Origin of the sequence: Streptomyces sp. PA03-3a (assembly GCF_033792735.1) — a bacterium.
Lineage (GTDB): Bacteria > Actinomycetota > Actinomycetes > Streptomycetales > Streptomycetaceae > Actinacidiphila.
On sequence record NZ_JARAVM010000009.1, the window covers coordinates 195,420 to 214,507 of the forward strand.

At 75.0% G+C, this 19,088-nt stretch carries 15 protein-coding genes; 4 read left to right on the forward strand and 11 right to left on the reverse strand.

What is annotated here, in order from left to right:
* The first annotated feature begins 127 nt into the window (after nucleotides 1–127).
* A complete protein-coding gene (locus tag PV342_RS13930) occupies nucleotides 128–625 on the forward strand; it encodes a hypothetical protein (protein ID WP_400807773.1) in 498 nt (165 codons plus the stop codon).
* Nucleotides 626–999: 374 nt separating this feature from the next.
* On the opposite strand, the gene PV342_RS13935 is transcribed toward PV342_RS13930, so the two are convergent.
* Together PV342_RS13935 and PV342_RS13940 are read right to left on the reverse strand one after the other, a co-directional pair.
* Complete coding sequence (locus tag PV342_RS13935; protein ID WP_500317289.1) at nucleotides 1,000–3,441, reverse strand: SpoIIE family protein phosphatase; 2,442 nt, start codon at nucleotides 3,439–3,441, stop codon at nucleotides 1,000–1,002.
* Nucleotides 3,442–3,594: 153 nt separating this feature from the next.
* The gene (locus PV342_RS13940; protein WP_500317291.1) at nucleotides 3,595–5,673 is read right to left on the reverse strand and encodes a SpoIIE family protein phosphatase; all 2,079 of its coding nucleotides are present in this window, start codon (nucleotides 5,671–5,673) and stop codon (nucleotides 3,595–3,597) included.
* 199 nt (nucleotides 5,674–5,872) lie between these two features.
* On the opposite strand from PV342_RS13940, the gene PV342_RS13945 reads away from it, so the two are divergent.
* Nucleotides 5,873–7,225, forward strand: a complete 1,353-nt coding sequence (locus tag PV342_RS13945; RefSeq protein WP_500317293.1) for a hypothetical protein — start codon at nucleotides 5,873–5,875, stop codon at nucleotides 7,223–7,225.
* A gap of 856 nt (nucleotides 7,226–8,081) precedes the next feature.
* Here PV342_RS13945 and PV342_RS13950 read toward each other — a convergent pair.
* Complete coding sequence (locus PV342_RS13950; RefSeq protein ID WP_018562545.1) at nucleotides 8,082–8,354, reverse strand: helix-turn-helix domain-containing protein; 273 nt, start codon at nucleotides 8,352–8,354, stop codon at nucleotides 8,082–8,084.
* A 65-nt stretch (nucleotides 8,355–8,419) separates the two neighbouring features.
* On the opposite strand from PV342_RS13950, the gene map reads away from it, so the two are divergent.
* Complete coding sequence (gene map, locus PV342_RS13955) at nucleotides 8,420–9,187, forward strand: type I methionyl aminopeptidase (protein WP_386993172.1); 768 nt, start codon at nucleotides 8,420–8,422, stop codon at nucleotides 9,185–9,187.
* Here map and PV342_RS13960 read toward each other — a convergent pair.
* Complete coding sequence (locus PV342_RS13960; RefSeq protein ID WP_400807781.1) at nucleotides 9,174–10,088, reverse strand: helix-turn-helix domain-containing protein; 915 nt, start codon at nucleotides 10,086–10,088, stop codon at nucleotides 9,174–9,176. The two genes, map and PV342_RS13960, sit on opposite strands and share 14 nt — an antisense overlap.
* 96 nt (nucleotides 10,089–10,184) lie before the next feature.
* Here PV342_RS13960 and PV342_RS13965 point away from each other — a divergent pair, with 96 nt between their 5' ends.
* Nucleotides 10,185–11,708: an alpha/beta hydrolase gene (locus PV342_RS13965; RefSeq protein WP_400807782.1), complete on the forward strand. Its 1,524-nt coding sequence runs from the start codon at nucleotides 10,185–10,187 to the stop codon at nucleotides 11,706–11,708.
* A gap of 3 nt (nucleotides 11,709–11,711) precedes the next feature.
* Here the strand turns inward: PV342_RS13965 and PV342_RS13970 are convergent, their stop codons facing one another.
* The 7 genes from PV342_RS13970 to PV342_RS14000 all read right to left on the reverse strand — a co-directional run bounded on the left by PV342_RS13970 (nucleotide 11,712) and on the right by PV342_RS14000 (nucleotide 18,880).
* On the reverse strand, nucleotides 11,712–12,206 hold the full coding sequence (locus PV342_RS13970) for a universal stress protein (RefSeq protein ID WP_400807783.1): 495 nt from the start codon (nucleotides 12,204–12,206) through the stop codon (nucleotides 11,712–11,714).
* Nucleotides 12,207–12,251: 45 nt separating this feature from the next.
* A complete protein-coding gene (locus PV342_RS13975) occupies nucleotides 12,252–12,785 on the reverse strand; it encodes a hypothetical protein (protein ID WP_400807784.1) in 534 nt (177 codons plus the stop codon).
* Between the two features lie 98 nt (nucleotides 12,786–12,883).
* Nucleotides 12,884–14,827, reverse strand: coding sequence for an APC family permease (locus PV342_RS13980; protein WP_391576216.1), 1,944 nt, complete (start codon nucleotides 14,825–14,827; stop codon nucleotides 12,884–12,886).
* A 176-nt stretch (nucleotides 14,828–15,003) separates the two neighbouring features.
* Complete coding sequence (locus PV342_RS13985; protein ID WP_500317297.1) at nucleotides 15,004–16,071, reverse strand: zinc-binding dehydrogenase; 1,068 nt, start codon at nucleotides 16,069–16,071, stop codon at nucleotides 15,004–15,006.
* 89 nt (nucleotides 16,072–16,160) lie between these two features.
* Nucleotides 16,161–16,808, reverse strand: coding sequence for a CBS domain-containing protein (locus PV342_RS13990; protein WP_400807791.1), 648 nt, complete (start codon nucleotides 16,806–16,808; stop codon nucleotides 16,161–16,163).
* A gap of 83 nt (nucleotides 16,809–16,891) precedes the next feature.
* Nucleotides 16,892–17,827, reverse strand: a complete 936-nt coding sequence (locus PV342_RS13995; RefSeq protein WP_400807793.1) for a GerMN domain-containing protein — start codon at nucleotides 17,825–17,827, stop codon at nucleotides 16,892–16,894.
* A 276-nt stretch (nucleotides 17,828–18,103) separates the two neighbouring features.
* A complete protein-coding gene (locus tag PV342_RS14000; protein WP_386993180.1) occupies nucleotides 18,104–18,880 on the reverse strand; it encodes a class I SAM-dependent methyltransferase in 777 nt (258 codons plus the stop codon).
* Between the last annotated feature and the right edge of the window lie 208 nt (nucleotides 18,881–19,088).

The following is a 19,088-nucleotide window of genomic DNA, read 5'->3' on the forward strand; positions in this document are numbered from 1 at the left end:
CCCCATCGTCCGCCTCCCCGGTGCGCGCGTCGCGTCGGGCGCCGCGCGTCGCCGCTCCCCGCCGCCGTGCGGCGGCGCGCGGGCCGGAGTAGCGTTCGGCTGTTCCACACGTGCAGGGAGGACGAACGTGGAGACCAAGCCCGTGCCGGGTGTCCTCGCCCAAGTGGCGGACCTGATCGGCCGTACGCCCGTCGGGCAGCGCGGAGCGCTGTGGCGGCTCGGTGCGGACCGCCGCCAGCTCGACGCCAACGTCATCCGCCTTCCGGCGGCCACGGAGGTCCGGCCGCACGTCGAGGCCGACCTGGACGTCCTGCTGTACGTCGTGGCCGGCGGTGGACACCTCTCGGGCGACGACGGCGGACGCCAGACGACCCTGGCGCCCGGCGCCCTCGCCTGGCTGCCGCGCGGCACCTGCCGCGCGCTGTCCGCCGGCGCCGCGGGACTGACCTACCTCACGGTGCACGCCCGCCGCCCGGGCCTCACCATTGCCGGTCCCGCCGCCGCGCCGGAAGCGGGTGACGCGGCCTGCCTGCTGCACCGCGTCTGCGTGGAGTGCGGCCGCCTGTCCGGCGAGAGCGACGCCCTGTACTGCTCCCGCTGCGGCACCGCCCTGCCACCGCGCTGAGCCCGCCCAGCGGGCCCGGCCGTCGGTGCGATCACGCCGCAGCCGTGCTCGGCCCCGCAGTGGGCAGCGGCCGGGCCGTCCTGCGAAAGGCGACGCGGTCCACGGCGGCGCGTTCGCACGGGCGTCGTACCGGACGCGGCGACGGGGTGGGCGATTCCGGCGGGCAGCCGACCGCATGGCGATCGCGCCGCGGTCGTGCTCGGGCGTGGCGCCGCGAGCCGCGGGATCCGGTCTCGGGGGCCGCCGGCGTGCGGGAGCCGGCTGACGCGGTCGCGGCCATGGCGCCCTCCGGCCTTCCGCCCCCGGGGCGGAGCCCCGGGGGCGGGGCGCGGCACGGCGGGCGCACGGGCCGAAGGCCCACGTGCCGTACCCGGTCAGAAGTCCCCCTGCAGGGGCTGCTCGGCCCAGATCGTCTTGCCCTCGCGCGTATAGCGGGTGCCCCAGCGTTCGCTGAGCTGGGCCACCAGGAACAGCCCGCGGCCGCCCTCGTCCGTCGTCCGCGCACGCCGCAGGTGCGGGGAGGTGCTGCTGGCGTCGGAGACCTCGCAGATGAGGTGGCTGTCGCGGATCAGCCGCAGTGTGATGGGACCGCCCGCGTAGCGGTACGCGTTGGTGACCAGCTCGCTGACGATCAGTTCGGTCACGAAGGCCGCCTCCTCCAGCCCCCACTCCGCGAGCTTGGATTCCACGAAGGAGCGGGCCTGCCCGGCGGCGGTGGCGTCCGGGGGGAGGTCCCATGTGGCGACCTGCTCCGGCGCGAGGACGCGGGTCCGGGCGACGAGGAGGGCCACGTCGTCGGCGGCCTCGGTGGCGCGGCGCCCCTTGAGGAGGGTGTCCTCGACGGCGCCGCAGGTCTCCTCCAGCGAGCCGGACGGCGCCGTGAGCGCCCCGCACAGCATCGCGATGCTGTCGTCGACGTCGCGGCAGCGGGTGCACAGGAGGCCGTCGGTGTACAGCGCGAGCGTGCTGCCCTCGGCCAGTTCGATCTCGGCGGTCTCGAAGGGGAGGCCGCCGAGGCCCAGCGGCGGGCCCGCGGGGATGTTGACCAGGCTGCCCCGTCCCTCCGGGGTGACGACCACCGGCGGCGGATGGCCGGCCCGGGCGAGCGAGCAGCGCCGGGAGACCGGGTCGTAGACGGCGTACAGGCAGGTCGCGCCGACGACCGGCGGGGCGTTCTCGTCGGTCTCGAGCTGTTCCGAGGCGAGCCGGTCCACGAGGTCGTCGAGGTGCGACAGCACCTCGTCCGGCGTGGGGTCCAGGTGGGCCAGGGTGTGCACGGCCGTCCGGAGCCGGCCCATGGTGGCCGCGGCGTGCAGACCGCGGCCGACGACGTCACCCACCACCAGCGCGATACGCAGCCCGGAGAGCGGGATGACGTCGAACCAGTCGCCGCCCACGCCGGTGGCGGTGTTGGCGGGCAGGTAGCGGCGGGCCACCTCGGCGGCGGGGTGCCACGGCACGTTGCCCGGGAGCAGGCTGTGCTGCAGGGTCAGGGCCGCCTGGTGCTGCTGGGTGTAGCGGCGGGCGTTGTCGATGCTCAGGGCCGCGCGTGCGGCGAACTCCTCGGCGAGGGTGAGGTCGTCGGCCTCGAAGGGCTCGCGGCCGCGCGTCCGCCAGAGGCTGATCAGCCCGAGCACGAGCCCGCGGGCGACCAGCGGCACCACCATCAGGGAGTGCGCGCCGACCTCGCGGGCCGCCCTGGCCCGCGCCGGGTCCTCGTCGAGCCAGGCCAACGCCCGGTCCATGTCCGACTCGAAGACCGGGCGGCCCTCGGCCAGCGAACGCGCCTGCGTGGAACCCGGGGGGATGCGGATGGTCCGGCCCACCGGGTACATGATGCGCTCGGTGTCCGGGAGGGCCGACTGCACCGCCGCGCGGCAGACCACGGGGAAGGCGTCCTGGGCGGGCTCCTCTCCCTGCGGGACGGCCTCCAGCAGGTCGACTGAGGCACTGTCGGCCAGCCCCGGCACGGCCACCTCGGCCAGTTCGCGGGCGGTGCGGCCGACGTCCAGCGTGGTGCCGATGCGGGCCCCGGCCTCGCTGAGCAGGGCCAGCCTGCGGCGGGCCCGGTGGCGCTCGGTCACGTCCTCGACGGTCTGGGTCACCCCGAGCACGTGCCCGTAGGTGTCCTCCATGCGGAACGCCGAGACCGCCACGTACAGTTCGCGCTGCGGGTCGCGGCGCAGCCGGCAGGGCTGCTCGGAGAAGATCGAGGACCGGCCGGTCTCGAGGACCCGGCGCAGTTGGTCGTCCACGGCCTCGGCGTCCGGCCCGAAGAGGAAGTCCGCCGTGCGCAGACCCTGGTGCTTCTCCGCGGGGACGCCGCTGAACTTGGTGATCGCCCGGTTCACGCGCAGGAAGGTCAGGTCGGGCGCGAAGACCGCCAGCCCGATGGGGGAGCGGCGGAACAGCCCGTCCAGCACCCATCGGTCGGTCTCCCACTGCACGACCTCGGTGGCGGGCGCCGCGACCACGTACCACTCGCGGCGGTCGTCCTCCCGCGCGACGGCCCGGACCCGGCAGCCCACCTCCACCCGGCGTCCGTCACGGTGCAGCACCGGCACGACCCCGAACCAGCCGTCCTCGCGCAGGCACGCCGCGGTCACATCCAGGACCAGCCCCATGTCGGCGGGGTGGACGAAGAGTTCCGGGGCCGGCCGGCCCAGCACGTCCTCCGCCCGGTGGCCGAGCAGCGTCTCGGCGCGCGCGCTCCACCCCACCACGGAGGCGTCGTCGTCCAGTACCACCGAGGCCGCGCCGTGCACCGAGAACGGGTCCTCCGGTGACTCGCTGAACGTCTTGGCCGGGTTGTCCATCGCTACCACCGTCGCACGTGCGGGAGAACCGGGCGAGCTGCGTCACAGGGGGTGGTTCCCCGCCGGGGCCCGGGAGCGGCGCCCGTACGGGCACGGCTCCGGTATCGGCCCGTCCTGCCGGTGGCGCGTGGCCCGCCGGGCGCCGTCGCGCGCTCAGTCCGGGGGTTCATGGCGGGTGGTCGGGTGGAGTGGCCGGGCCAGCAGGATCGCGACGTCGTCCTGCGCGCCCCGGGGCAGCAGACGGGCGAGGACGCGGTCGCAGACCCGGGAGAGCGGCCGGCCGCGATGGCGCAGAGCGCGGGCGAGTTGGCGCATGCCCTGGTCGAGGTTGCGGTCGCGGGCCTCGATCAGGCCGTCGGTGTAGAGCACCAGCACGGCGCCCGGCGGCAACCGCACCCGCTCGGTCTGGAAGTCCCGGCGGCCCACGCCGAGCGGTGTACCGCTCGGGCCGTCCAGGAAGGCCACCTCGCCCGCCGCGCCCGCCACCGCAGGCGGCGGGTGCCCGGCGCGCGCGACCAGGCAGCTGCCGTCCGCCGGGTCGTGGACGGCGTAGACGCAGGTGGCCATCTCGTTCTCGCCGACATCGGCGACGGCCGCGTCCAGCGACCGGAGCAGCTCTACCGGGGGTATGTCGTGCCGGGCCAGGGTGCGCACCGTGGTCCGCAGCTGCCCCATGACGGCCGCCGCGTGCACCCCGTGGCCCATGACGTCCCCGATGACCAGGGCGGTCCTGTCCCCCGGCAGGGCGATGACGTCGTACCAGTCGCCGCCCACCTCCTGGTCGCTGGCGGGCAGGTAACGGCCGGCCAGTTCCAGCCCGGGCACCGTGGGCAGCGCGGTGTTGGCGAGGCTGCGCTGCAGGGTCAGGGCGGCGCGGCGCTGGGCGGAGTACATCCGCGCGTTGTCGATGCCGAGCGCCGCGCGGGCGGCGAGTTCGTCGATGAGCAGGTTGTCCTGGTCGTCGAAGGGCTCGCGCCTGCGGGACCGGGTGACCATGACGATGCCCAGCACCGTGCCGCGGGCCACCAGCGGGACCATGCGTGCGCAGCCGAGAGTGCGCAGATAGCTCCGCAGCCGCTCGTTCTCCGGGCCGGGCACCAGCCGGGGTATGTCGGCCCTGGTGAGCCTCATCGGCCGTCCCTCCACCATGACCTGCTCGTACGCCGACGCCCGGGGGACCTGGTGCGTCATGCCGACGGCCAGGTCCTCGGCCGGGGCCGCGGGGTCGGCGAAGGCGACCGCGAGACGGCGCACCATGCCGTGGGCGGAGGCCGTGGCCTCGTCCGGGTCGAGGACCTCCTCCAGCAGGTGCACGTCGGCGGAGTCGGCCACCCGGGGGACGAGCACCTGCACCACCTCCTCCGCGGTCTGCCGCAGGTCGAGCGTGGTGCCGATACGCGTGCCCGCCTCGGCGAGCAGGGCGAGCCGCTGCCGTCCGCGGGTGGCCTGGAGCTGCGCGCGCTCCTCCCGGGTGATGTCGATCAGGCTGGCGATCACGCCGAGCCGGCGGCCGCCGCCGCCGAGGAGCGGCGAGAACGAGCACGACCAGACCCGCTCGGTGCGGGGGTCGGCTCCCGTCCGCCCCAGGCCCCGGAAGTCCAGCACGGGTTCGCCGCGGGCCAGCACCTGCCGCATCACGGTCTCCAGTGCCATGGTGTTCAGCCCGGGGACGACCTCGCTCACGCGCCTGCCGATGTGCTGGGCGGCGGGGACGCCGTTCATTCGGGCCAGCGCCTCGTTGACCCTTACGTAGCGCAGGTCGGGCCCGAGCATGGCCAGACCGATGGGGGACTGGGTGAACAGCCCCTCCAGGGCGGCCAGCGAGTCCCGCATGCGCAGCACCGCGGAGGTCTCGGCGGCGATGCCCATCAGCCCGGTGCGCCCCTGCGGATCGGCGGTGGGGCAGATCCACATCTCCATGGTCACCAGATGGCCGTCGCGGTGGCGTACCGGCAGCGTGCCCACGACGGCCTCACCCGACAGCACCCGGTGCGTCAGCTCGTCGGCCAGTTCCCAGTTCGCCACGGGGACCAGCAGCGGGGTGGCGCTGCGCCCGAGCACCTCCTCCGCCGTGTGGCCGAAGAGCTCCTGTGCGGCCAGCGACCACTGGGATATGCGCCCCTCCGAGTCGATCCGCCACATCGCGATGGGCAGCAGGTCGCGGAACACACCTGCCTGCCCCACCGCCGTCTGGGGCTGACCGACATCCTTCGCCGACTGCTGTATGTCCACCGCGACGACCCATCCCCGGGAACGAGGGGCGTTCTCATGTGGTCCGTCCCCGCAGGCCCCCACCCGCCGGAACCAACCGGTAGATGTCGCTCATTGTCGGGCAATTCTGACAGAACAGCCTATCGGAGATGCCGGAGACCGCCCGGGGAACGGGCTGCCGCGGCGCCGCGGCAGCCAGATCTGGGTTAGCGTCGTAGGTATGGGGACCGTCCGGCGGATCCTCCGCCTCGTGCCGGTACTCGCCGTGATCTGCGGGGTGCTCTGCATCGCCGTCGCGACGGGCGCCGGAGCGCGGGCCGCGGGCGGTCTGGACACGGCGGCTGCCGCCCTGCGCGAGGGGCCCGTGTACGTCGATCCGCGGGCGCGCGACGTGCTGTCGCGGGCCGAGGCGGACACCCTCGCCGGGCGCATCGAGAAGGCGGACCGGCCGGTCTTCGTCGCCGTCCTCCCGGACACCGCGGAGTTCTCCGCCGCCACCCTCCTGCAGGACCTGCGGACCAAGGTCGGCATCACCGGCGTGTACGCCGTCGTCCTCGGCGACCGCTTCGACGCCGGAGCGGACCCCGCCGTGATGTCGCGCAACTCCGTCGAGAACCTGACCGGCGCCGTGCGCCGGTCCGACCCCGGCGACCCCGCGGCGATGGTCACCGGCTTCGTCGAGCAGGCACTGCCGCAGGCCGGCGGCCACGCCCCCACTTCGTGGGGCGGTGGCTCCGTCGGCGTCGGCACGGGCGGCGGGACCGGGGTGCTCGTCGCGCTCGGCCTCCTGGTCCTCGTCGGGGGCGGCGGGGCCGTCCTTGTGTCCCGACGCGCCAAGCGGCGCCGCGAGGAGCGGGACCGTGCCCGGCTCGACGAGCTGCGCCCGGTGGTGGACGAGGACATCACCGCGTTCGGCGAGGAGCTGGGCCGGATCGGGTTCGACCCCGGCGGCGCGACGGCCGACGACGCCATGCGCGAGGACTACACGCGCGCGCTGGACGCCTACGACACCGCGAAGACCGCCATGGACCGGGCGCACGCGCCCGGCGACGTGCAGCAGGTCAGCCGGGCGCTGGAGGAGGGGCGCTTCGCGCTCGCCACGCTGGAGGCGCGCATCGAGGGCGGGCCGCTGCCCGAGCGCCGCCCGCCGTGCTTCTTCGACCCCCGCCACGGGCCGTCGGTGCAGGACGTGCCGTGGACTCCGGACGGCGGCGGGGCCGAGCGGACCGTACCCGTCTGCGCCGCCGACGCCGCCCGGCTCGAGGACGGCCTGGAACCCATGGCCCGCCAGGTCGACACACCCCGTGGCCCCCGCCCGTACTGGGAGGCGGGCCCGGCCTACGCCCCCTGGGCCCAGGGCTACTTCGGCGGGGGGATGCTGCCGGGGATCCTCGTGGGGACGCTGCTCGGCAGCTCGCTCGGCGGGTACGGCGGCGCGCCGCCGGACGGCCAGGGCGGGGACTACTCGGGCGGCGACTTCGACAGCGGCGATTTCGGCGGCGGCTTCGGCGACGGTGGGGGTTTCGGCGACGGTGGGGGTTTCGGCGGCGGAGGGGGCTTTGGGGGCGACTGAGTCGCGGGTGCGGGTGCGCTGTGGTTGGCGTTGGGGGTTTCCCGCCCTCCCTCCCTCCCCCAGCCTTCGGCCGGGGGTGCCCCCACCTCCCCCGCCCCCTCCGTATCGTCGGGCGACCAACGCCCGGTGGGAGGTGATGGGGCCCACCCCTCCCCACACCGCAGGAAACTGCCCCCAGCAGAGGGCCCGCAGGCCGAACAACGCTGCGCGCACCGGTGGCAGGGGAGTGGCGTACCCCTGCCCACCGGTGAGCGGCCGAGCCGGCACTGGCATCGGCCCGAGCCCTTCGAAAGCCCCTCCGGACCACGCCTGACGTCGTGGGGTTCGGCAAGACGCGTGCGGCAACCCGGACCGCCTCTTCACCCCCCTCCGGCCGTCAGCCGCCTGACGCTACGGAGGGGGCGGGGGAGGTGGGGGCACCCCCGGCCGAAGGCTGGGGGAGGGTGGATGTTCTGGACGCTGCGGGATATTTGTGTGCGGCAGAGACGGCACAACAAGTACCGCCCGCCATGCACGTAAACAACCCAGTCCAGGACGTGCAGCCCCGGAGGCCCCGCCCCCGGCCCACCACGCACGCGCGACGCGGTCACTGACCGCGCCGGATGGGGGTCCCCCCGGCCGAAGGCTGGGGGAGGGCGGGAGGGCGGGGGATGCCCGCCGCAGGCGTGAGCGACCCGCACATGAGCAACCGGGCAGCCGGGGCACCCGGACCGCAGGCGTGAGCGACCCGCACATGAGCAACCGGGCAGCCGGGGCACCCGCTCCGCAGGCGTGAGCGACCCGCACACGACTACCGGGCAGCCCGGCGCAGCCCCCCGCAGGGCGCAACGGACCGCACACACCCACCGGGCGCCGCCTACGCGGACATCGCGCTGTCATCCCCCGTCTCGGGGACGCACGCGAAGGCGAGTTCGTCCAGCGAGATGTCCAGCGCCGCGGCGAGCGCGGCCACCGTGAAGAACGCCGGGGTCGGAGCACGGCCGGTCTCGATCTTGCGGAGGGTCTCGGCGGAGACGCCGGCCGCCGCGGCGACCTCGACCATGCTGCGGTCGCCGCGTGCCCGGCGCAGCAGCGCACCGAAGCGCTCGCCGCGCTGTCGTTCCCAGGGGGTCAGGGGAGTTCGCACCATGACCGTGATACTAATACCGGTATAAGAATTGGGTGCCCCCGGGGGCGGAACAAGGAGCAACGGACATGGTGGAGATCAAGACGGACGCCGCGCTGGCGGCCATGCGGGAGGCCGGGCGCGTCGTGGCCCGTGCGCTCGCCGCGGCCCGTGAGGCGGCGCGCGTCGGCGTGTCGCTGCGGGAACTGGACGAGGCGGCCCGTGCCGTGCTGGACGCGGCGGGCGCGCGGTCGCCCTTCCTCGGCTACCGGCCGTCGTTCGCCCCCACGCCGTTCCCCGCGGTGATCTGCACGTCCGTGAACGACGCCGTCGTGCACGGCATCCCCACCGGCTACCGGCTGCGGGACGGCGACCTGGTGAGCGTCGACTGCGGTGCCGAACTGGACGGGTGGACCGGGGACGCCGCGATCAGCTTCATCGTCGGCACAGCCCGCCCCGCCGACCTGCGCCTCGTCGAGGCCGCGCGGCGGGCCCTCGACGCCGGTATCGCCGCGGCGACCGTCGGCAACCGGATCGGCGACATCTCGCACGCCATCGGCACCGTCGCGAGCGAGGCCCGGTGCGGCATGCCCGGGGACTTCGGCGGCCACGGCATCGGCCGACGGATGCACGAGGACCCGCACGTGCCGAACCAGGGCCGCCCCGGGCGCGGTTACCGGCTGCGGCACGGCCTGGCCCTTGCCATCGAGCCGATGCTGATGGCCGGGGGACGCGGCGGCTACCGCACGGCCACCGACGGCTGGACCCTGCACACCGAGGACGGCAGCCGCGCAGCGCACTTCGAGCACACCGTCGCCGTCACGGACGAGGGCCCGCGCATCCTCACCGCGCTGTGACCTGGCCTTCCAGCGCGGAGCGCAGCCAGGTGTGGGCGGCCCCCGGGGTCGTCTCGCCCGGGCCCCTGACCTCGCCCACGAGCTGCCAGTAGCGGTCGATGCGGGGTTCCACGGCGAGCATTCCGCTCAGCCTGCGGCGGAAGCCGGGGGTGTCGCGTGCCTGGAACGACCGCGCGTGGGCGGTGACGAAGCAGTCGAGCGCCTCGCCGGCGCCCGGGGCGCGGCCGGCCAGGACGTCCGGCGCGGCCAGTTCGTAGGCCTCGTAGAGCCCCTCGTACAGCATGGCCGGACGGGGGCCCGCGTCGGGCCGGTGCGCCGCGAGCCGGTGCACGGCACCGGGCGGGCAGGAGGCCGAGGTGAAGGCGTGCAGCCGGGCGAAGGCCAGCACCTGCGCCGGGCCGGGCTCGTCGGGCGGCTGCGGCACGGCGAGGTCGACGACCCGGGCCAGCACGGGAGCGGGCAACCGCGCGGGCTGCAGCCAGCGGCGCCAGAAGCGGGCCATCGGGTCGGTGCTCGGCGGCACCGGGACGGCGCCGACGAGCTCCAGCCGCTCGGCGCGTTCCTCGGCGGTGCAGTCCTGGAGCAGCCGCAGAGCGGCCTCCTGCCAGCGCAGGGCGGCCAGTCGGGAGCCGAGCGTCTTCAGGTGGCCGGCGACGGCGTCCTCCAGGGCGTCCTCCCGCTCCAGCGCCCGCGCCACCTCCGGCACCGGCAGGTCCAGGGCGCGCAGGGAGCGGATCAGGCGGAGGCGGGCCAGTGCCTCGGGGGCGTAGCGGCGGTGGCCGCCCGCGCTGCGGCCGGACTCGGGCAGCAGTCCGCGGTCCGAGTAGAAGCGGACGGTCTTGACGGAGAGGCCGGCCCGCCCGGCGAGCTCCCCGATGCCCAACGTGCCGTCGTTCTCCACCGCTTGAACCTCCCTCAGGGGGAGTTCCTACCGTACCGGCGAGCGCGGACGGCGGGGACGGCCGGACCGCGGACCACCGCGTGCGGGGAGGCACACATGACCGTGTTCGTACTGGTTCCCGAGGCCCACACGGGCGGCTGGGTGTGGGAGGACGTCGCCGGGCGGCTGCGGGAGTCGGGCGCCGCCGCCCATCCGGTGAGCCTCACCGGCATGGCCGGCTCCGGCGGCCCGGCCGGGCCCGGCACCGACCTGGAGACCCACGTCGACGACGTCCTGCGCGTCATCGACGGTATCGGCTCCCCGGACGCGGCGGACGTGGTGCTCGTCGGCCACGGCTACGGCATCCACCCGGTGGTGGCCGCCGCCGACCGGCGGCCGGGACGCGTCGTCCGCGTCGTCCACCTGGACGCGGGCATGCCCCGGGACGGCGACCCGCCGCTGGCCCTGGTGCCCGACCAGGAAATGCGCGCCCGGCTCTCGGCCCCGGCCGCCCCTTGTGACGACGCGCGGCCCGTCACCCTGCCGGCGCCCAAGGCGTGGGAGCACTGGGGCAGCACGGCCGGCGTGCCCGCGGCGGCGCTGGCGCGGCTCGCCGCCGACGCCGCGCCCCAGCCCGCCGGGACGCTCACCCGGCCGCTGCGCCTGTCGGGGGCGGCCGCCGCCCTGCCGACGACCGGCGTCCTGTGCGCGGGCAACGGTTCGAGCATCGCGATGGTGGAGGCGCTGGTGGCCCTGGGGCACCCAGGACTCCAAGCGCTCACCGACCCGCGCGTCACCTTCTTCGAACTGGCCACCGGCCACTGGCCGATGCTTTCCGCCCCCGGCGAACTCGCCGGCGTCCTGCTGAAGGCCGCCGCCGGGGAAGGCCACCGCATCACCGCGACGGGCGAACAGCCCGCGCACCTGCGGCCGTTCCTCCTCGATGTGCCCGAGTGTCCCCGCGAGCGCCGCGAGCGGACCGACCTGTACCTTCCGGAACCAGACCACGGCGGTGGACCCCGGCCGGCCGTGGTGTTCGTCCACGGCGGCCCGGTGCCGGCCGGCGCCCGGCCGGCACCGCGCGACTGGCCGGGCTTCGTCGGTTACGGCCGGCTCGCGGCGGCTCTCGGAGCGATCGGCGTGATGGTCGACCACCGGCTGCACGGACTCGGCGACTTCCCCCGCGCCGCCGGGGACCTCGCCGAGGCGGTCGAACGCGTCCGCGCCGATCCGCGGGTCGACGCCGACCGCGTCGCGCTGTGGTTCTTCTCCGCCGGAGGGCTGCTGTCCGCGGACTGGATGGCCGCGCCCCCGCGGTGGCTGCGCTGCGTGGCCGCCACCTACCCCGTCCTCGCGCCGCTGCCCAACTGGGGCCTGACCGGCCCCCGTTTCCGGCCCGCGGCCGCGGTGCGCGCGGTGGGCGCACCGCCGATCGTCCTGACCCGGGTGGGGCGGGAGCGGGCGGAGGTCGCGGCGACGGTCGAGGAGTTCCTCTCCGCCGCCAAGGACGCGGGGGCGGACGTGGAGGTCCTCGACCTCCCCGACGGCACCCACGGCTTCGAGACGACCGACCACGGCGAGGCGGCGCGCGGCGCCGTGGAGCGCGCGATGCGCACCGTCCTGGAGCACCTGCGGGGCTGAGGCTCAGACCCCGGCCGGCAGCCGTGACGGCGGTACGGCCAGCACCGGGCAGGCCGCGTGCGCGACGCAGTAGCGGGCGACCGAACCGCGCAGCGCACGCGGCAGCAGTCCGCGCGACCCCGTGCCGACGACCAGCAGGTCCTCACCGCGGGCGGCCGCCTTCACCAGCACGTACCCGGCGGGCCCGCGCCCGGTCCCGGCGCGGAAGTCCGGCATCCCGGGCGGGGCGTCGGCGCCGAAGGCCGCCCTTAGAGCGGCACGCAGGCGCTCGCGGGCCTCCTGTTCCCAGTCGAACGGCCGCGGCGGAAGCGGCGTCCGGCGATGCGCGAACTCCTCGGGTGGCGGCTCCCACGCCAGCACCGCCAGCAGTCCCGCGGAGCGGGACCGGGCCTCCGCGACGGCCCGGTGCAGCGCGGCCAGACTGCCGGGGGAACCGCTCAGGCCGACGACCACCCGCGGGCCCGCACCTGACGCGCCGCGGTACGGCGACTCGCTCACGGACTGCCTCACTTCCCGACGTACCACCGACGACGCAGCGGCCGGTCAGCCGATCCCGGACGCATCGAGCACCGAGCGCGCCGTGGCGCCGTCGATCCGCTCGCCGAGCCGCCTCAGCACCTCTTCCCCCTCGCTGAACGTGCCCGCGGTGCGGGAACTCCGCGCCCCTGCCTCCAGCCGGTGCCACAGCAGCGGATTCGCCTCCAGGACGCGGGGATCGAGCTCCAGCCACCGGCCGTGCGCGTCGCACAGGAGCAGAAGCCGCGACACCCCGGGGGACTGGCGGACCAGGGTCAGCGCGTCCGTCCGCACCCGCCGCTCCCGCAGCGGGCCGCGCACCGCCAGCCACCCGTCGCCCGCGGTCACCCGGTCCGGGTGGAGCAGCACGAGCACGATCACGGCGAGGACCAGCCACAGTGCCGCGCGCCGCGGGGTGAGCGTCCCCGCGACCGCGTCGAGCGGCACCGCCAGGCAGAGGAAGGCGAGCGCGCACCCCCGCGCGCGTCGCAGGTCGGCACGCCAGTGGCGGTCGCCGATCGTGCCCCGCCGTTCGGGCCGGGGAGCCCTTCGCCGTTCCATGGGGCCGACCGTAGACAGGACCGGACCCTTCCGGCGCGGCCCTGACGGCCCCTTGACGAGGGCCGGTCCGGTCTTGGCACGCCCCTGACGTGCGGGGGTCAGCCGACGTGGACGCGGGGCCTGCGGCTCCGGTCGGGCTCCGCCTCGCGCAGCACCTCGCGCGTGACCGGGGCGACCTCGCCCTGCCCGAAGAGGAAGAAGCGCCAGAAGTTGGCGAACGGGGTGCCCTCGGTCCACTCGAAGTAGATGTGCGGACGCTGTCCGGTGGTGTCGCGGACGTGCAGCAGGAACGCCGCCAGCGCGTTCGGGATGGAGGAGCTCTCCAGGGTCAGGACGCGGTAGCGGTCGTGGAGGACCTCGCCGCGGACCACCAGGCCCGCCTCGAACTCGGACGGGTCGGCCACGGTCACCTCGACGAAGACGAAGTCCTCCTCCGCCGGCAGGTCGTTGTCGGACCGGATCTGCTTGATCTTGTCGCGGTACTCGGCGGCGTCCCTCCGGTCGGGCTCGTTGGCGATGAAGCGGATCGTGCGGTGGGAGATGTCCCGTACGAAGCGCTCGGCCATGTCGTCCGTGCTGATGCCGGTGATGCGCAGTTCGAAGGCGCGGGCGAGCCGCGACAGCAGTGAGATCAGCATGATGCCGACGATGAAGCAGGCGCCGATCTTCACGCCGTCCGGACGCTCGAAGACGTTGACGACCGTGGTGTAGAGGAAGACGGCCGAGATCACCCCGAAGCCGATCGTCCAGTTGCGCTGCCCCGCCTTGCGGGCGGCGATGGTCACCGCGATCGCCGCGGAGGAGATGAGCACCAGGACACCGGTCGCGTACGCGCCGCCCTGGGCGTCGACGTCGGCGTCGAAGATCCACGTGACCAGGAACGCGACAAGGGTGAAGACCAGCACCATCGGCCGCACCGCGCGCGCCCAGTGCGGCGCCATTCCGTAGCGCGGCAGATAACGGGGCATGAGGTTGAGGAGCCCGGCCATCGCCGAGGCACCGGCGAACCACAGGATGCAGATCGTCGACACGTCGTACACGGTGCCGAAGACGTTGCCCAGGTACTCGTGCGCGAGGTAGGCCAGCGCGCGGCCGTTGGCCTTGCCGCCGGCCTCGAACTCGTCGGCGGGGATCAGCAGCGTGGTGATGAAGCTGGTCGCGATCAGGAAGCAGCTCATGATCACGGCGGCCGTGGTCAGCAGCTTCTTCGTGTCGCGGATGCGCCCGGCGGGACGTTCCTCGGTGTCGGACGCGTCGCCCTTGACGTGCGGCATCACCGCCACACCCGTCTCGAACCCGGACAGGCCCAGCGCGAGTTTCGGGAAGACCAGCAGCGCCACCCCGACCATCACCAGGACGTTTCCGTGCTCCGTGGTGAGGGCGTTCGACCAGTCGGTGACGACGTGCCCGGCCGTGGCCACGTGCCACAGTCCGGCGACCACGACGACCACGTTGAGCGCGAGGTAGGCGCCCACCAGGGCGACCGCGACACCGATCGCCTCCAGGAAGCCCTTCATGAAGACCGCGCCGAGCAGCGCGACCAGCACCAGCGTGATGAGCATCTGCTTGCCGTGCAGCGCGCTCGCCAGGTGCGGGTTCTCCACCAGGTGGGTCGAGGCGTCGGCCGCCGAGAGCGTGATCGTGATGAGGAAGTCCGTCGCCGCGAAGCCCAGCAGCGTCAGCACGAAGAGCTTGCCCTTCCAGAACGACAGCAGCCGCTCCAGCATGGCGATCGAGCCCTCGCCGCGGGGGCTCTCCTGGGCCACCCGGCGGTAGACGGGCAGGGCGCCGGCCAGCGTGACGACGACCAGCACGACGGTGGCCACCGGCGACAGCAGTCCCGCCGCGAGCGCCGCGATGCCGGGCTGGTAGCCGAGCGTGGAGAAGTAGTCGACGCCCGTCAGGCACATCACCCGCCACCAGCGCTGGCCGTGGTCACGCCGTTCCGGGGCCGCCTGTCCGCCCTGCTGGTGCCGGGCCATGTCGGACAGGCCCTCGAGCATCCACGCGCGCAGGCGACCCGTAGGGACGGGGGAGGTCATGGAGGCTCCTGACGTACTGCGACTGATTCCCGCCACCACGAGATGGCCTGGTCAGCGTACGCATCGGCCGGCTCCCGAACCCCCGTACGGGAGCCTCACACCGTTAAGATTCCGTCAAGAGTGGCCGTGGTGTCCCTGACGCGTCCCTTACGCCCCGCTCCGCACGCCCGCTCCGGTCAGAACCTGGGCACGAGCACGTCATGGTGCGGCCCGCCCAGGACAACCTTGAGCGCGCCGGTGTCCGCCGCCGCCGCGAGCACGTCGTAGGCCTCCGCCATCTCGTGCAGTTCGAAGGTGTGCGTGACGAAGGGGCCGGTGGGCAGCTTCCGGGCCTCCAGCAGGCGCAGCAGGGTGGGCGTGGAGTAGGTGCCGACCAGGCCCGTGGTGATGGTGACGTTGCGGTTCCAGAGCTTCTCCAGGTGGAGCGTGACGGGCCTGCCGTGCACCCCCGCGTTCGCCACCCGGCCGCCGGGCCGGACCATCCGCGTGCACATCTCGAAGGTCTCCGGCAGCCCCACGGCCTCGATCACCACGTCCGCGCCGAGCCCTCCGGTGAGGTCGTCCACCAGCTGCTCCGGCTGCTCGCCCGCCGGGACCACGGCGTCCGCGCCCAGGTTCTTCGCGGCCTGCAGACGGGCCGCCGCCACGTCGACGGCGATCACGGTGTGCGGGGAGCAGAGCTGGGCGGTCGCGACGGCGGCCAGGCCGATCGGGCCGCAGCCGACCACGGCGACCGTGTCCCCGGGCCGGACCCGGCCGTTGAGGACGCCCACCTCGTAGGCCGTGGGGAAGACGTCGGAGAGCAGGACCGCGTCGTGCCCGCTCACGTTGTGCGGCAGCGCGTGCAGCGAGGTGTCGGCGTAGGGCACGCGCACGTACTCCGCCTGCGTGCCGTCGACGTGATGACCGAGTACCCAGCCGCCGCCGTCCAGGCACTGCCCATAGGCCTGCTCACGGCAGAACCGGCAGCGTCCGCACCCGGAGACGCAGCTGACGAGCACCCGGTCGCCGGGCCGGACGGTGTCGACGTCCGCGCCGGTCTCGACGACCTCGCCCACGGCCTCGTGGCCGAGCACCGTGCCGGGAGCGACGTCCGGCACGTCGCCCTTGAGGATGTGCAGGTCGGTGCCGCAGATCGCGACAGTGTCGACGCGGACGATGGCGTCGCTCGTGTCCTGGAGGACGGGATCGGCCACCTCCTGCCAGGCGGCGCGTCCCGGACCCTGGAAGACCCATGCCTTCATGGCGTTCCGCTCCTTCGGGCTGAGCTGTGTCCCCCCTCCCAGCGTGGGCGCGGCCGGCGGCCCTCGCATCCGGCGCCGGGACCGCCCCCTCACACGCGGTTCGGCGTCAGCTCGAAACGCACCTCCACGACGCCCTCCACGGACCGCGCCAGGCGGTCCGCGACCGGCACCAGGGAGCGGTCCCCGAGCAGCCCGCTCAGCGTGACGACCCCCTCCTCGACGTCGACCTCCACGGACCGCCACGCGCCGGGGAAGAGCCGGGCGACCACGTTCTCCCGGACGTCGCGGGCGATGTCCTCGGCGGACCGCAGGAAGACCTTGAGCAGGTCGCCCCGGCTGACCACGCCCTTGAGCATGCCGCGCTCGTCGACGACGGGCAGCCGCTTGACCTGGTGCCGCGCCATGGCACCGGCGGCCCACGCGAGCGAGGCGTCGCCGCGCACGGTGACCGTGGGCGAGGTCATCAACTCCTCGGCGGTCAGGGCGGAGGCTCCGCGGGATCCGGCGGAAGCGCCCACCGGGGGCGGCCCGTCCCCGCGTCGCTCCTCCTTGCGCAGCAGGTCGGCCTCGGAGACGACGCCCACGACACGCGTGCCCTTCTCCACCACCGGTACCGCGCTGACGTGCCATTGCTCCAGGGCCCGCACGATCTCCTTGAACGACGCGCGGCGGGTCACGGCGACGACCCTGCACGTCATCACGTCGCCCACCGTCATCGGCTGTCGGACGGCGTTCATGGCGGCCTCCTGGACCCGGGACGTGCCCCTGGTTCCAGTCTCGGCCGGTGCGGCGGCGCGCGCACGGTCCGGCCGGGCCCGCCTCACCGCGCGAGCGTGAGCGGCACCGTGTCCAGGACGACGCGGTGGCCGTCCTCGGCGGACAGCACATAGGCGGTCAGGGTGCCCGGTCCCGGTCCGCCGGCCGCGCGGTAGGGCACGGTCACGTCGAAGGTGCCCCGGGTGCCGCTGCCGGAGGAGGCCGCCACCCGTACGTCGGCGACCGTGCGGCCGGAGCCGTCGGAGACCCGCAGCCGGAACTCCGCCTCGAAGGTGTTCGCCGTGCCGTGCACGCGCAGCGGGGCGGTGACGGTCTCGCCCAGGAGCGGTGACTCCACGAGGACGCCGGGCGAGAGGTCCTCGAAGTCGCCGCGGCCGAGCGGGCGGCCGCCGGCGGCCGGACCGAGGCCCGCCGCCGGCCCGCCGTCCACGCGGAAGCGCACCCTCTCGACGCCGGGGAACCGGGTCGCGGTGAACACCACTTGGGCCAGCCGGGCGTCCGCGGAAGCGCCGGGGGCGTCGTCGTAGCGGCCCGAGAGGTCCACGGTGGCGACGCGGTCGCGTACCGCCAGGGACCGCAGCGCCGTTCCCGAGGGGATCGCCGTCACCCGGTCGTGGCCGCGCTCGACGCCGCTCGGCCCCGCGAGCAGGGCCCGCAGGGCCGCCGCGGCGGTCGCCGGGCCGGTGACGGTGCGCGGCGCGGCAGACAGCCTGCCCTCGTGGAGGAAGTAGACGGCCGCCCGGACCGGGCGGGGCGCCGCCGTGGCGGACGCGGGCGCGGACACGGGCGGGCGCGCGGAGGCGGGGCTGGTGGGGTCCGGCGATGTGCGGCTCGGGGTGCCGACGGGTGTGCCGGTCCGGGACGGGGCCCCGGAGGGCTCCCGGCCGGAGCCGCCGCAGGCGGACAGCAGGGCAAGGGACAGCAGCGCGGCGGCGAGCGCCCGCGCGGGGCGTGAGGCGGCGAGCCGGGCACCGTCCATGTGCGTCCTCCCCTCCGGCATGTGCACACAGTGCCCGCTCCTGCCCCGGCGCGCCATCACCCGGGAGGGTCACCCGCATCGGGTCGACCCGGGTGCGTGGTGCCTCGCTCAGGAAGGCATCGACGCCCCTACCGCGGGCGCGGCCGGAAGTCCCGCGGTGTCGCGTGCGGTACCGTGCCGCGCGCATCCGGCCGCGGCGGCGCGGCTGCCCGGTGGCGGAAGAGCAGGTGCCGGTCCGGCACGGTTCCGCCCCGGCTGCGGCTCCGGCCGCCCTCGTCACCGAGCCGCGGCGGCCCCTGGTCCGGCAGGAGGCCGAGCCCCCCGCGGCGCCCGGAACAACGCCGCCCACAGGAAGTCCTCGCCGAAGCGGGCGGAGTCCGCCGGTTCGTCGCGCATGCGGCGCAGCTCGACCTCCGTCAGGCCGGAGAAGATCCGGCGCAGCGACTCCGGGGTGTAGGCCAGGCCGCCGTGCAGCCGGGACTCGCGGTAGAAGTCGGCGTCGTCCAGCTCGGACCCCATGGCGCCGGCGGCGAAGCAGGTCAGCGCCAGATGCCCGCCGGGTGCAAGGACCCGGTCCAGCAGCGAGAGGTAGCTGATGCGCCGGTGCGGCGGCAGATGGTGGAAGCAGCCCGAGTCGTGGACCAGGTCGTACGGGCCGCGCAGCACCGTCCCGGCCAGCGTGAAAGCGTCACCGCGGTGGAAACGCACCGCCGCCCCGGCCTCGCGGGCCCGCTCCTCGGCCCAGGCGATGGCGGCGGAGGAGAGGTCGACGGCGTCCACGGTGAACCCCCGTGCGGCCAGGTACCGCGCGTTGCGCCCCGGACCGCACCCGAGGTCGAGGACCCTGCCGCCCGGGGCGATCACGCCCCGGTCGAGCCACTCCACGAGGTTCTCGTCCGGCTTGTCCACGAAGAACGGCACGGGCCGGGCCCGGTCCGCGTAGAACGCGTCCCACCAGTCGGCCGCCCCGTCCGTCCAGCGGTCGGCGCCCGCGGCGAACAGGTCGTCCAGGAGCCTCAGCACATCGTCGACGTCTCGGATTCCACGGTCCATCAGATCCCCTTTCCCGATGTGGAGACGCTAGGCCGTGCGAGCCCGAAAGCCCAGCTCAGCGGCAGTGTGCGAACCCCGCGTGCGCCCGCCTCCCCCACACCGGACCCGCCCTCCGGCCGCCGTGTCCGCACCCCGCCCGCGGGCACGCCCCCGCCCCCTCCGAGGCCCTCCGCGGTGCCTTTCCCGGGCACGCCTGGCGATGTTTTCC

What these genes read in the sequence shown, in the direction of transcription:
- PV342_RS13965 (WP_400807782.1), top strand. Translation starts at nt 10,185, where the DNA reads ATGACCGTGTTCGTACTGGTTCCCGAGGCCCACACGGGCGGCTGGGTG.
- map (WP_386993172.1), top strand. Translation starts at nt 8,420, where the DNA reads ATGGTGGAGATCAAGACGGACGCCGCGCTGGCGGCCATGCGGGAGGCC.
- PV342_RS13935 (WP_500317289.1), bottom strand. Translation starts at nt 3,441, where the DNA reads ATGGACAACCCGGCCAAGACGTTCAGCGAGTCACCGGAGGACCCGTTC.
- PV342_RS13950 (WP_018562545.1), bottom strand. Translation starts at nt 8,354, where the DNA reads ATGGTGCGAACTCCCCTGACCCCCTGGGAACGACAGCGCGGCGAGCGC.
- PV342_RS13980 (WP_391576216.1), bottom strand. Translation starts at nt 14,827, where the DNA reads ATGACCTCCCCCGTCCCTACGGGTCGCCTGCGCGCGTGGATGCTCGAG.
- PV342_RS13990 (WP_400807791.1), bottom strand. Translation starts at nt 16,808, where the DNA reads ATGAACGCCGTCCGACAGCCGATGACGGTGGGCGACGTGATGACGTGC.
- PV342_RS13945 (WP_500317293.1), top strand. Translation starts at nt 5,873, where the DNA reads ATGGGGACCGTCCGGCGGATCCTCCGCCTCGTGCCGGTACTCGCCGTG.
- PV342_RS14000 (WP_386993180.1), bottom strand. Translation starts at nt 18,880, where the DNA reads ATGGACCGTGGAATCCGAGACGTCGACGATGTGCTGAGGCTCCTGGAC.
- PV342_RS13995 (WP_400807793.1), bottom strand. Translation starts at nt 17,827, where the DNA reads ATGGACGGTGCCCGGCTCGCCGCCTCACGCCCCGCGCGGGCGCTCGCC.
- PV342_RS13975 (WP_400807784.1), bottom strand. Translation starts at nt 12,785, where the DNA reads ATGGAACGGCGAAGGGCTCCCCGGCCCGAACGGCGGGGCACGATCGGC.
- PV342_RS13985 (WP_500317297.1), bottom strand. Translation starts at nt 16,071, where the DNA reads ATGAAGGCATGGGTCTTCCAGGGTCCGGGACGCGCCGCCTGGCAGGAG.